The organism is Crinalium epipsammum PCC 9333 (genome assembly GCF_000317495.1).
Lineage (GTDB): Bacteria > Cyanobacteriota > Cyanobacteriia > Cyanobacteriales > PCC-9333 > Crinalium > Crinalium epipsammum.
On sequence record NC_019753.1, the window covers coordinates 1,526,273 to 1,539,570 of the forward strand.

The following is a 13,298-nucleotide window of genomic DNA, read 5'->3' on the forward strand; positions in this document are numbered from 1 at the left end:
TTTGCACAGGAAGATTTTAGAATGCCAGACAACTTGAGAAGCCAAGAAGTTACCCAAGGCGTACAGCGATCGCCTAACCGAGCTATGTTACGTGCTGTTGGCTTTGGCGATCAAGATTTTACTAAACCAATTGTAGGTGTAGCTAATGGCTTTAGCACGATTACCCCTTGCAATATGGGGTTAAATGAGTTGGCTACTCGTGCTGAAGCTGGATTGCGCTCCTCTGGTGCTATGCCACAAATGTTTGGCACGATTACCATCAGTGATGGCATCTCAATGGGAACTGAAGGGATGAAATATTCCCTGGTATCGCGGGAAGTGATTGCTGACTCGATTGAAACTGTCTGTAATGGGCAGAGTATGGATGGGGTTTTGGCTGTTGGTGGTTGTGACAAGAATATGCCAGGAGCGATGATTGCGATCGCTCGCATCAATATTCCGGCTATTTTTGTTTACGGTGGCACAATTAAACCTGGTCATCACAACGGGCGCGACCTCACAGTTGTAAGCGCGTTTGAAGCCGTAGGGCAATATAGCGCAGGTAAGATTGATGCGGCTGAGTTGATGGAAGTAGAACGCAAAGCTTGCCCTGGCGCTGGTTCCTGTGGGGGAATGTATACAGCTAATACGATGTCTTCTGCTTTTGAAGCAATGGGCATGAGCTTACCTTATTCTTCCACAATGGCAGCAGAAGATGCAGAAAAAGCTGAAAGCGCGGAAAAATCGGCATTTGTGCTAGTAGACGCAATTCGTAACCAGTTGTTACCTAGCCAAATTATTACCCGCAAAGCGTTTGAAAATGCCATATCTGTGATTATGGCAGTAGGTGGATCGACAAATTCTGTATTGCACCTATTAGCGATCGCACATACTATCGGTGTTGAGTTATCAATTGATGACTTTGAAACAATTCGCGGTCGTGTACCCGTACTTTGTGACTTAAAACCCTCTGGTAAGTACGTAGCCACAGATTTACATAAAGCTGGTGGTATTCCTCAAGTTATGAAGATGTTATTAGATCATGACTTACTACATGGGGATGCTCTCACAATTACTGGAAAAACAATTGCGGAAGTGTTAGCAGACGTTCCATCTGAACCCCGCGCCGATCAAGATGTCATCCGTCCTTGGAATAATCCGATGTATCAACAAGGACACTTAGCTATCTTGAAAGGCAATTTAGCGACAGAGGGTGCTGTTGCTAAAATTACCGGAATCAAGAAGCCACAAATTACTGGCCCTGCGCGAGTATTTGAATCTGAGGAAGCAAGTCTCGCCGCAATTTTAGCTAATCAAATTCAAGCTGGAGATGTCATTGTCATCCGTTACGAAGGACCCAAAGGAGGTCCTGGAATGCGAGAAATGCTTGCTCCCACTTCTGCTATTATCGGTGCTGGCTTAGGTGATTCTGTGGGATTAATTACCGATGGTCGCTTTTCTGGTGGTACTTACGGTATGGTAGTAGGTCACGTTGCACCAGAAGCAGCAGTTGGGGGTGCGATCGCGCTTGTACAAGAAGGCGATACCATCACAATTGACGCTCACGCCCGCTTATTACAATTGCACATATCCGATGAAGAATTAGCTCGTCGTCGTTCCCAGTGGCAACCACCTCAGCCAAGATACACCACTGGCGTACTCGCAAAGTATGCCAAATTAGTATCTTCTAGCAGCGTTGGTGCTGTGACAGATTTGGGCTTGTAAAATTATTTTGTATAGCCCCAAAATAGAATTTTGTAGATATTTGAAACTCCCCAGATGAATTTATAATTCACCTGGGGATTCTTGCTAAGTCGATAAACCCCAAAGGCATATTTATAGCAACGAACAGGGCGCTTAGGGCAACGATTAAATCAAAGCATTTCATCTGCGTAATCTGCGTTAATCTGCTCACATCTGCGATTAAAAAAAATTGTAATTGAGTGCAAGAGATCTAATGACTTAACCGCCTTGTCTACGGCTATACTTCTAAATTCTCAAGATGCGATACGCATATCAGAGTTTTCCCAATCAGGGGGGAAGACAGTGTTAGTCAGTTCAGCACCATTAAAGGTGGCTCCCTTAATAGTTGCCTTACTAAAATCAACATCAGTTAAATCAGCTTTAGTTAAATTAATCCAAGTCATATTTGTCTGATCTAAATAAGCCTTGGATAAGTTTGCTCCTGTCAAATCTGCACCCTTAAGGTTAACCAGTCGCAAATGTGCTTCTCTAAGATCAGCCGCTACCAAATTAGCGCCCTCTAAGTTAGCGCCGCCCATTCTAGCTTCGCTAAAATTAACTCCCTGTAAATCAGCGCCACTAAGATCTAAATCCTTTAAAAAAGTTCTGCTAAAGTTAGCACCATAAAACGATGCTCCATACAACTTAGCGCCGCTAAGTCTTGCTTCGTCAAGATTAGCCCAATTGAAGTTAACACCACTAAGATTTGCTTCCCGCAAATTTATTCTTTGTAGAAAAGCACTACTGAAATTTACTTCCCGTAAGTTAGCACCCCGTAAGTTAACATCTCTGAGATTAGCACCACTCAGCCTAGCCCCTGGTAATTTGCACTTCAACATCAAAGCGCCTAATAAATTGGCTTTGGTTAAGTCTGCATCTATCAGTTTGGCAGAACTCATTTTGACAAAATTCATGTTAGCCCAGTTGAGTTGGGCGTAGCTAAGATCTGAATTAGTGAGAGTAGCACGATCAAAATTAACACCTATCAGGTTAGCTTTTCTGAGGTTTACCCCAATTAAACTAACGCCACTGAGATCTGCACCCTTTAAGTCAACACCAGAAAAGTCTCTGTTACCTTCTGCATAAAGTTTAAGCAAATCGCACTTATTCATTATGTAAGCAATTCCTTTGTTATTCGTTTTTATAGCAGTAGATTTAATCCCTAGCTGTAGTTTTCCCTGTAGAGTAGGGTTAAATGTACTGTAAGATACAAAACTTATTAGGAGCGATCGCTTGTGTCTCAACTTAAATAAGTAACATTTCTATACAGAAAGATAGCTAACCAATACACATTAGTTAATGTCATGTCCGATCCCATTCAAAGAGCGATCGCATCTTCCGCCGATCAATGGTTACAAACTCATCCTGCCGTCTTAAAGCTAGTTCAGATGCTTGTTTGGGGGAGTAATCATCCCGTGTGGAGCTTTGTTATTTTTATAGTAGTAGTGGCGATCGCGCTCAACTTAATCAAACTTATTGGTCAATTAATTGAAGTAGCAAGTCGTTCTCTATTACTTGCTCCATTTAAGATAATTTTTTCATTATTTAAAACTATTTTCAAATCATTAGGTAAAGTAAGTAATTTATTATCAAAAAAAAGTGTGACAGCTAATAGTACTGAAACCTTAACTTTACCAGCAGCTACAACTTCTCAATCCCTTGAACAAGATAAACAACAAAGGTTAAGAGAAATCAACAGTAGATTAGAAGCAATCAGGCAAGAACAAAACGAACTTTTGCAAGAAGTAGCCTCTATTATCGCACCAGACAAGCAGGATGAATTAATTACGGAATAAGCAAAAACATAAATTTTAATATATTGATTAATGAAATGTTAGAAACATCAAAATCTTGGTATTTTTTTTTGAAATATAAAACATTAATACGCCTCTAGCATTTCCTCAACTGTTAAATCGATATCACTGGCAATTTTACGTAGCAGGGCTGGAGATATATTGCGTCCTTTGTGAAACGGAACAGTTGTTCCTCGACCATCCTCATGACGGAATTGTTTATGTGAGCCTTTCTGCCTTACTTCTACAAATCCCAAGCTTTCTAAGATACGAACAACTTCCTGTGGTTTAAGAACAGGTATATTGCTCATACTCTCTGAACCACAATTTGCTGTGTACCAACAAACTCTGTTTGAAACTTTGGTTCTGCATCTTCTAAAAGCATTTCAATTACTTCGCGTAAATTATCTTGTAATTCGTCTAAAGTTTCGCCTTGAGAATGCGCCCCTGGAAAGCCAGGGACATAACCAACATAAAGATTAGTGTCAATGTCTTTTTCAACAATTGCGGTAAAAGTTTTTAAGCTCAACATATAAATTAGTTTTTTATGTAGTTTTTCATGCAATCAAACCTCTAACAGAAATTATAGCAAAATGCTTGAAGTATCCTAATAACGTAGGTTTGGTTGAGGTATCTAGAGAAAATTATCAAAATTTACTAAAAAATCAGAGCTTTGCGTAAAACAGCCATCATATCTGAGAAATAGATAATTTTATTAAAAAAGCCGTAATTAATATAATTACGACTTAAATAATTTTTATTTTGTTGACAAAGAGGGAATTTATAAATTCCCTCTTCAATCACGTCAAATCTTAGTAATCGAAGTCGCCGCCCATACCAGCGCCAGCACCAGCAGGAGCGCCATCTTTAGGCTCAGGCTTGTCAACAACGATACACTCGGTAGTCAATACCATGCCAGCGATAGAAGCAGCATTTTGTAGTGCGGAACGAGTTACCTTAGCAGGGTCAACAATACCAGCTTCAAACATATCAACGAATTCGTTGCTTGCAGCGTTGAAACCAACGTTGAAGTCTTTTTCTTTGACTCTTTCAGCAATAACTGCACCGTTTTGACCAGCGTTTTCAGCAATTCTCTTCAGAGGAGCAGCCAATGCGCGGGAAACAATCAAAGCACCTGTTAATTCTTCATTCTTCAGGTTGTCGTTTGCCCAAGTTTCTAGCTGAGGTGTTAGGTGAGCTAGGGTTGTACCACCACCAGGAACAATACCTTCTTCAACAGCAGCCTTGGTTGCGTTGATAGCGTCTTCTAAACGCAGTTTCTTGTCTTTCATTTCGGTTTCGGTAGCAGCACCTACTTTAATTACTGCTACGCCACCAGCCAATTTAGCCAAACGCTCTTGGAGTTTTTCCTTGTCGTAGGAAGAATCGCTTTCTTCCATCTGACGACGGATTTGTTCACAACGAGACTTAACAGCTTGGTCGTTACCTTCAGCAACAATGGTGGTGTTGTCTTTGGTGATGGTGATGCGGCGAGCTTTACCGAGCATATCTAACTTGGCGCTATCAAGCTTCAAGCCTGCATCTTCGGTGATTAGTTGACCACCAGTGAGGATAGCGATATCTTCCAGCATAGCCTTACGGCGATCGCCAAACCCAGGAGCCTTAACAGCAGCTACATTCAGTACACCGCGTAGACGGTTAACTACTAAGGTTGCTAAAGCTTCTTTTTCAATATCTTCAGCTAAAATTACCAGAGGACGACCAGCACGAGCAACTTGCTCTAATACTGGAACTAAATCTTGTACTAAGGCAATCTTCTTATCGGTAATAAGAATGAATGGCTCATCGAAAACAGCTTCCATCCGCTCCATGTCTGTAGCGAAGTAAGGAGAGATGTAACCTTTATCGAAGCGCATCCCTTCGGTAATTTCTAATTCGGTGGTCATGGATTTTCCTTCTTCCAAGGAAATCACACCTTCTTTACCCACCTTGTCCATAGCTTGGGCAATCATCTGACCGACTTCATCGTCGTTACCAGCCGAGATAGCACCAACTTGGGCAATAGATTTGGAATCTTCAACAGAACGAGCGTGTGCTTTGATTTGGTCTACTAAGTATTGGGTAGCCTTATCAATACCACGCTTGAGTGCGATCGCATTAGCACCCGCAGCAACGTTCCGCAGTCCTTCTTTTACCATCGCATGAGCGAGAACGGTAGCAGTGGTAGTACCATCACCAGCAGCGTCGTTTGTTTTAGAAGCGGCTTGACGAATTAGAGCAACGCCAGTGTTTTCAACGTGATCTTCTAGCTCAATTTCTTTCGCGATGGTGACACCATCATTAACGATTTGAGGAGCGCCGAATTTCTTCTCTAAAACAACGTTACGACCTTTGGGGCCTAATGTAACGGCGACTGCTTCAGCCAGAATATCCATACCCTTTTCAAGGGCGCGACGGGCGTTTTCGTTGTAAATTATGCGTTTAGCCATATTGCCTCTACAGTTTTGAGTTTTGAATTAGTATTAAGAATTGAGTGTTTAAATGTGAGCCAACCTTCTTTAACTGGCTAACTCATAAGTCAGAACTCAAAATTTTATGAAACGACCGCAAGAATGTCTTTTTCAGATAGCAGAACATACTCTTCGGTGCCAAGCTTGATATCGGTGCCAGCATACTTGGAGTAAAGAACTTTATCACCAACATTTACTTCCAATTCTTGGCGAGAACCGTCATCGTTGCGCTTGCCAGGGCCAGTAGCAACAATTTCACCAACTTGAGGTTTTTCTTTAGCGTTATCTGGTAAAAGGATGCCACCAGCCGTCTTTTCTTCTGCGGCGCTTACTTTTACAAATACGCGATCAGCTAATGGTTTAACTGTAGATACACTTAGAGATACTGCTGCCATAAAAAATTCTCCTCGTTGATGCTTTAATGAATTAGCACTCTCAACTCCTGAGTGCTAATTTAGCGTCTTAAGGTGTGCGATCGCAACAAAGTATGCTGTACGGGTTCCCGAACTTAATCATTAGGGTAGATGCGCTCAATCCCTTATGTAATAGTAAAAGACGCTAAATTTGAGGAGGTGTAGTCAAAAAGAATTGCCTAAGATGGGGAAAATCAGAAAAATATTTTTCATCACGTTAATCAAGCTTACTAGCTAAAAAATTTCGACTTAGTATTTATTTACATTTACAGCAATAATGATTGACAATACAGTAGAGCAATCTAGCTCAGAACTTATCAATAGCAGCAATAATCAAGAAAAAGATCAGCTTTTAGCTTGTGTCCAAACATTAGGGCTTAATCAGATACAGCGCCACGTTTTTATCTGTGCAGATCAAACACTACCTAAATGCTGCTCCAAGGAACTTGGTTTAGAAGCTTGGAATTACTTAAAAAAGCGTCTTAAAGAGTTAAAACTTGACCAACCGACAGCAAATCGTCCCAACTGTATTTTTCGCACCAAAGCTAACTGTCTAAGAGTTTGCGCCGCAGGTCCCATTATGGTAGTTTATCCCGATGGAGTTTGGTATCACTCCGTCACCCCGCAAGTAATCGAGCGAATTATCCAAGAACATTTAATCGGCAATACAGTTGTTCAAGAATACGCATTCTTAGTTCATCCTATGCCAGAACCTACACAACCGCCTCAATCAAATTAATTGGTTGATTAAATCCGCCGAGAATACCAGGTAGGCAAGAAAAGTTGGGCTCAAGTGAAATCTTATGAATTTTGCATAACGTTATTTGCTTAAAAGCACATAACGTTTCATAAAAGGAATGATGATGTTGTGCTTTCTAACCTTGGGAGCTATCCGCTCTGATGCTTGTGAAATACAACAATTTGCCCCGACAACAGTTAATTAGTCTCGACGACATTAATCTGTTACCGACGACATTTAATTATTCACTGTAGATTTTAAATGGCTCAGGCGGGACTTGAACCTGCGACCTTGGGATTATGATTCCCCTGCTCTAACCAACTGAGCTACTAAGCCTTGTTTTTTTGATGCACATTCGTTATTTTAGCATAGAATAAATAAAAATTGCTACCAATTTCCCAAATATTGTCCAGAACGTACAGATTTTAATGTGAATTAGGTCAAAATTAGGCTAAAAGCCTTAGCCTTGAATACTTTCAAGTGAGGATTAACAACAATACTTAATAAGTGCTGTTGTCAACAACATATCTCTAAAACTCAGGAGAGCGCATTTGGGTTTAGACTGAGCAGGTGTTTATGTTTCTAACCTGCCCCTAGTTAAAATTTATCAAGTCCAAATCCCAAAAGCTTTACTTCCCCTACAGCTTAAGTCTGATAGTTAAGAAGCACGACGTTGCAGATATGCAATAGGATTTACCGCTCCTTTTCCATAAGCGTGCAACTCAAAGTGAAGGTGAGGGCCAGTACTATGACCAGTGCTACCCATTTCAGCAATTTGTTGACCTTGCTGAACTTCTTGTCCTGCAACCACCCAAAGTCTGCTGTTGTGTGCATAACGGGTAAAGCTACCATCGGGGTGCTGAATTTCTACCAAGTTGCCGTAGCCACCTGAATTCCAACCAGATCTTCGTACTATACCAGGGGCAACTGCGACAATTGGTGTACCAATGGGTGCAGCAACGTCAATTCCTTTGTGCATTCTTCCCCATCGCCGACCATAGCCTGATGTAAACACCCCTTTTGCTGGCCAAATGAAACCTTGAAATGCGGGTGGATTGCTAGGTGGTAAATAAGGAGTTGGACTTTGTATAGCTGGCAAATCAGGAGATACTGTATCCCCAATTGGCGTTTGGATATTCGGATTGTAGTTGCTTGGTTCTGTTGGTGCTGTTGCTACCTGTGGTAACGGAACTTGTATCTCGATCGCACCAGTAGCAGGTTGTACTGTGGAGACGCTTGGGCTAGCTTGTTGTACTTTAACAGGTTCCCGTACTTCGCTATTGCTTAAAGGTTTAGGCACTTCAATGACGATGGGAGCCGGCGTATACGATTTTGAATTCGCTTGAATAGCTTGGGCTTGAAGTGACTCTGGCTGCTGTAAATTACCGCTATTCAATGGTCTTGACGCGGGCAGAGTGGCACTAGCAAGTGTTGTTTGCCCTTTAAGATTGGCTTGAATCAGTTGGGGTACAGACGGCTGTTGTGGCTGATTGTTGTTTAATAAGGTTGAAACTACAGACTGAGATTGCTGTTTTAATTGACTATTTGAGGAACTATCTTCAGAATTTGATTCTTTAGCAACCAACAACGTAGGTTGCGGTACCGCATTGCCTGCAACAGTAGATACAAGGGTAGCAGTTGCGGAAAAAGATCTAGTGCTGGATAAAGGCTGTTTCAGTACAGCAGGTACAACGCCTGTAGGAAATGCCTGATTAATTCTGGTGTTTAATAACTCAGAGTGAGTTGCTAAACTTTCATTAACACTTGTAGGTTGAATCTGGGAAACTAAGCTAATTGAATTGACGGGCGGAATTCTTAGTTGCTGATTAATTTTAATCAGGTTCGGGTTGTCTATTTTATTTGACCGAACTAATTGTTTAGGGGTAACAGTATAAGCTTCAGCTATTTCTTCTACCGTATCTCCTGGTCTTACTTGGTAGACAGTTGTTTTTGCTATTCGCTGCTGTGGTTCAATTACAACTGGCTTGGGTACGGCAGGGGTTGCTGATATTGTTGTTTGAAAATCAGTAGCATTTGATGATTTTTCAGCTACTGGTGCAATCAGAACTGGTGATGTTACTGAAGTTGCTGGTAGAGACACAGGCATAACCACACGATTAGAAGTTGTCGCTAATAATGGCATCATCGTGGGTGATACCAGTTTTTTTGGCGATGTGAGCGAGTTATTTACTGCAAAGGGAGAATTTACGCTTGTTTCTAATCCCTGAACTGCGGGCTGTTGTACTTGTACAGCTTCTTTAGTTGTTAATGGCTTGAGGGATACAGAGAATTCTCTTCTAGCTATCTTAGGCGTAGCTAATTTATTTGTAGATTCTTCAAACTTCAACTGAGCCTGATCGTTTGAGGAACGGTGGCGCAATTGAGCAATAACTTCCTCTTGCGTTGCTTTTAACAGGTCATTAACTGTGCTGGGGAAATTGACAGATTGACCAGCTTGCAGTTGAGGGGATATTTGCGTCGGCGAAGAAGGCTGGAATTGAGGCGAATTAACTTTGTCTAGCTGAGTAAATTGTTGGCGATCGCCTGCTGGAAGCTTAACAATGCTACCTACAGATGAAATTCTCGGCACCTGTGTTGGTGGCACAGATTTGGCGGAGAAGCTATTGGAAGTCGTCAGTGAGGCTTCATCTACCTTAGAGGTTGGTGCAAGTTGGAGTTGATCTGCTTGCACATGATGTTCAATCACTGTGGGAGCTTGATCTGGAATTGCTGCTTGAAAAGCCTCAGCTTGTAGGTTCGATACTGCGGGTTGCAGTTCTGCCGTAGATGTGGGCAATTCCACTGCTGTTTCCGATGCTGTAGATGTTGTGGTGGGTTCACCCGCCATCGGTTCAGCCGCGATCGCTTCATCACTTTGGTTAGGCAGCAATAGGCTAGATGCACCCATTGAGATTGCCAAGCCAATCATGGCGGCAGAGGTGCAAGCCCGACGGTTAACCTCTGGAGAGTTGGCTTTAACTGTGTTGGCTAATTCTCCAGGAAGCTTTCCTCCAGAGAGCTTCGCTAACGCATTGTTGTCTGCGGCATAGGAAGGAAAATATTCAACCTTATGCGTAAATGCGCGTTTCAAAAACGACCTCCTACTTAATAACAAGCGATTAAGTTACGCTGAGTTTTTAGTGTTATACCCGTTAATTAGGTAAATCACCTTTAAAAGCGAACAAGCTCACTTTTAGCAACGATACTTAAGCAACCTTACCTTGCTTCGTTAGTTTAGACAAGTTTACATGAATTCGTAAAACTTTGCTAATTAACCAAGATATTTGCTGGCGAATTGCCAAATCTCTAATTTCTGCGGTAACAGCCATAATTCTGTCTAGATGCAGAAAGAGGATTTTAGATAGTTGGACTCGTCTTAATAACATATCACTTCGGGTAGAGCGCCCTGATCGTTCTAAGATTAAATCTCCCAACAAATTCCCCTCTTCTGCTGACAGTCAGGTTTACACAAATACTCTAGAGAACTAGACTATCAACTAACAGATTACAGATACAGACTTTAAACTGATTCGGTATTGCTAAACAACCGTATAATCCCCCAGATGCTTAAAGAGTGAATTGTGCTGGGATCAATATTTTTCGAGGCAAGGTTTGCTCGTAAAGCTTGCTAGTTAAGCATTTCAGCTAATTGCTTTTCTCAATAGTTAGCTGTGTTGATCACAAAATTCTATCAGAGAGTTTCCTTTATAACAGGTAGTTTTTATATAAATTGCTTATGAGTAAAATCAAGTTTTTGTAGCTGCTCTAGCTGAAGACTAAAGATCTTATTGGCAAAAATCCAAGGGTCTATTGCGGGGGAATCAAATTGTCTGCAATTCTTACAGACAGCAGGTTTTAATGAGTGCGAATTACACGCATTTCACCCTGTCCTTACTAAGTGGAGAGTTGGGGAGTGGTGTATTACATTGAAATTAAAGTGCTGTAGATTTTCCAAGTTAATCTTGAGCAAGGTAAATCACAGGTTTATATTCATATATGCAAATACAGTATTATTAACTTTGAATTGAGACAAAATTTAAGTCGAGCATAGTCTTTTGCGGGTTGAGGTTTATAGCTGGAACTTGATTGCTTGGCAATAAAACTTTTCAGCTATGAATGATTTTTGATTGAGCATTGAAATCTCAATCAAAAATATTTATGCTAAATACCCTAGCTGACGGCGTGCTTCAAATAAACCAATAGCAACACTTACAGACAAATTCAAGCTACGAACGCCTGGTTGTGTCATGGGAATATATACAGTTGCACTACAAGCATTAATCATCTCGCTTGGCAAACCATTTGTTTCGCTGCCAAATAATAGCCAGTCCTGGTCTTGGAACTCTAATTTGCTGAAACTACTACTGCCAGCTACACTGAAGCCGATCAAGCGTCCTCCTAAATTTTCGGAGTAAGAAATAAATTCTTCTATCGCTTTGTGGTAATTTAAGCTGACGTAAGGCCAATAATCTAAGCCAGCGCGTTTCAAGTAGCGATCGCTAATCTCAAAACCCAATGGTCCTACTAGATGCAACTCAGTACAGGTGGCAGCGCAGGTTCGCGCAATATTGCCAGTATTCGGCGGAATTTGGGGGTTAACTAGAACAACCCTAACCATGAGACAATTAACAATTAACAATTAACAATTAACAGTAAGCAGTCAACTGTCAACCGTCAACCGTCAAATTTTAGGGGTTGACTTATATAGATTTTTTTAATACGCTGTCAGCCTCTTTGATTGATTAGATATTTTGATGAGTAGTCGATCAGGTTTCCGACTCAAGTTAAGCAACCAAGGGCTGACACAACTTATCTTCTAATTCGCGTTCCTGATCTGCCATTGCTTGGATTGCTTGCGTAATTACACTGTGAGTATCTGAGGTCTGACTATGTAATTTCAACCATTGTTGGGATGTGTTACCTTCTCTTAAGATTTTTTGCAATGGAGAAAGGAAGCAACTAAAACCACGTTTTTTGGCGATCGCGTATACCTCTTGATATATTTCGGCAATCCATTCTCCTGCCCGAATTACTCTACCATCCTCCCAGTGCCGTAACTGGGCATCCAAACTTTGATGGGCGGCGGCGGCTTCGTTAGCTTCTGTTAAGGCAATTAAATCTTCGGCACGGGTGTTTGCTGGTAAGCTACTTCTTTCTAAGGGATCTAAGCTGGGATCAGCCATTAGTTGCCAAATACGTGCTTCTAATAAAGCTGTGATGGCTAAAAGGGCGATGGGATCAACAATTAAGTCGCATATTCTTAGTTCCAATCGGTTGAGGTCGTAAGGGCGACGGTTGCCGTTTGGTCGGACTGACGACCACAGATGGCGGACATTTTGCATTGTCCCCAATACTAATTGCTCTTCTGTCCACTGAATAAAGTGCTTGTGGCTTTGAAACAGAGGGACATACGAGGGTGTTTTGGGGAAGGTTGCCCAACGACTGGAATGATTACCAGTTGCTTGACCATCAATAAAAGGAGATGAGGCGCTTAAAGCTAAGTAAAGAGGTGCTTCTACACGAACTAGACGACAGGCACGCATCAAAAGTTCCGGATCGTTGATGCCAATATTAATGTGGATGCTGGCGGTAACAACTTTAGTGCCGTAAGTTTGTTCAATATATCCGTGATAAGGGTTATTGGGGTCGGAACGGTAAAAGCGATCGCTTCCGCCTAAAGATAGAGTACTCCCAGGTATGATTGTGTAATTACCTAAACGCTGTAAGTATGCTCTAAGTTTTTGTCGAGGTTGTACTAAGGCACACAATAAGCGGTCATAAGAACACAAGGGGGGAGTTGTATATTCGACATTGCGACTATCTGGTTCTGTTACAAATCCCTCTAGATCAGCCACGATGCGGTCTGAGAGTCCCACGATCTCCCCTTCGGGAGTGCCAGTGTACATCTCGACTTCAAAGCCTTTGGATAGCAGCACGGTTTTTCCTCCGCTAGGTGTATGTGGGAAAATTGGAAAATTAACTAGATAGATATAATTAGACATTAATCAATCAGGTCAACTATTAGTAATTGGTAAACCTTAATGACTTATCCCCAAGGGTCTATGACCTATCATTAATTTTGTGTATATTGGCTTAACTATTTTTATTTCACAAATATAAAGCTTATCCAAGAAGACAAAATATCCCCTCTACCAATAGT

The 13,298-nt window shown here is 41.5% G+C and carries 12 protein-coding genes and 1 tRNA gene; 3 read left to right on the forward strand and 10 right to left on the reverse strand.

Annotation, left to right across the window (positions count from 1 at the left end; translation table 11 throughout):
* The first annotated feature begins 21 nt into the window (after positions 1-21).
* The gene (gene ilvD, locus CRI9333_RS06485) at positions 22-1,704 is read left to right on the forward strand and encodes a dihydroxy-acid dehydratase (protein WP_041225966.1); all 1,683 of its coding nucleotides are present in this window, start codon (positions 22-24) and stop codon (positions 1,702-1,704) included.
* Between the two features lie 272 nt (positions 1,705-1,976).
* On the opposite strand, the gene CRI9333_RS06490 is transcribed toward ilvD, so the two are convergent.
* Positions 1,977-2,834 (reverse strand): pentapeptide repeat-containing protein, encoded by an 858-nt coding sequence (locus CRI9333_RS06490; protein ID WP_015202367.1) that lies wholly within the window; start codon positions 2,832-2,834, stop codon positions 1,977-1,979.
* Positions 2,835-3,026: 192 nt separating this feature from the next.
* On the opposite strand from CRI9333_RS06490, the gene CRI9333_RS06495 reads away from it, so the two are divergent.
* The gene (locus CRI9333_RS06495; RefSeq protein WP_051035350.1) at positions 3,027-3,518 is read left to right on the forward strand and encodes a hypothetical protein; all 492 of its coding nucleotides are present in this window, start codon (positions 3,027-3,029) and stop codon (positions 3,516-3,518) included.
* Positions 3,519-3,601: 83 nt separating this feature from the next.
* On the opposite strand, the gene CRI9333_RS06500 is transcribed toward CRI9333_RS06495, so the two are convergent.
* The 4 genes from CRI9333_RS06500 to groES form a co-directional block, all read right to left on the reverse strand.
* The gene (locus CRI9333_RS06500; protein ID WP_015202368.1) at positions 3,602-3,826 is read right to left on the reverse strand and encodes a type II toxin-antitoxin system HicA family toxin; all 225 of its coding nucleotides are present in this window, start codon (positions 3,824-3,826) and stop codon (positions 3,602-3,604) included.
* The gene (locus CRI9333_RS06505) at positions 3,823-4,047 is read right to left on the reverse strand and encodes a type II toxin-antitoxin system HicB family antitoxin (protein WP_015202369.1); all 225 of its coding nucleotides are present in this window, start codon (positions 4,045-4,047) and stop codon (positions 3,823-3,825) included. Before CRI9333_RS06505 ends, CRI9333_RS06500 begins: the two co-directional genes overlap by 4 nt.
* Before the next feature lie 280 nt (positions 4,048-4,327).
* Positions 4,328-5,965, reverse strand: a complete 1,638-nt coding sequence (groL, locus tag CRI9333_RS06510) for a chaperonin GroEL (RefSeq protein WP_015202370.1) — start codon at positions 5,963-5,965, stop codon at positions 4,328-4,330.
* 104 nt (positions 5,966-6,069) lie between these two features.
* Complete coding sequence (groES, locus tag CRI9333_RS06515) at positions 6,070-6,381, reverse strand: co-chaperone GroES (RefSeq protein ID WP_015202371.1); 312 nt, start codon at positions 6,379-6,381, stop codon at positions 6,070-6,072.
* Positions 6,382-6,676: 295 nt separating this feature from the next.
* Here groES and CRI9333_RS06520 point away from each other — a divergent pair, with 295 nt between their 5' ends.
* Positions 6,677-7,138, forward strand: a complete 462-nt coding sequence (locus CRI9333_RS06520; protein ID WP_015202372.1) for a (2Fe-2S) ferredoxin domain-containing protein — start codon at positions 6,677-6,679, stop codon at positions 7,136-7,138.
* Between the two features lie 262 nt (positions 7,139-7,400).
* Here CRI9333_RS06520 and CRI9333_RS06525 read toward each other — a convergent pair.
* From CRI9333_RS06525 to gshA, 5 genes are all read right to left on the reverse strand, one after another.
* Positions 7,401-7,474: transfer RNA gene (locus CRI9333_RS06525), tRNA-Met, on the reverse strand.
* A gap of 322 nt (positions 7,475-7,796) precedes the next feature.
* Positions 7,797-10,229, reverse strand: a complete 2,433-nt coding sequence (locus tag CRI9333_RS27670; protein WP_015202373.1) for a peptidoglycan DD-metalloendopeptidase family protein — start codon at positions 10,227-10,229, stop codon at positions 7,797-7,799.
* Between the two features lie 115 nt (positions 10,230-10,344).
* On the reverse strand, positions 10,345-10,467 hold the full coding sequence (locus CRI9333_RS28070; protein ID WP_269667517.1) for a hypothetical protein: 123 nt from the start codon (positions 10,465-10,467) through the stop codon (positions 10,345-10,347).
* Positions 10,468-11,294: 827 nt separating this feature from the next.
* On the reverse strand, positions 11,295-11,756 hold the full coding sequence (trmL, locus tag CRI9333_RS06540; protein WP_015202375.1) for a tRNA (uridine(34)/cytosine(34)/5-carboxymethylaminomethyluridine(34)-2'-O)-methyltransferase TrmL: 462 nt from the start codon (positions 11,754-11,756) through the stop codon (positions 11,295-11,297).
* A gap of 166 nt (positions 11,757-11,922) precedes the next feature.
* A complete protein-coding gene (gshA, locus tag CRI9333_RS06545; protein WP_041226442.1) occupies positions 11,923-13,074 on the reverse strand; it encodes a glutamate--cysteine ligase in 1,152 nt (383 codons plus the stop codon).
* Between the last annotated feature and the right edge of the window lie 224 nt (positions 13,075-13,298).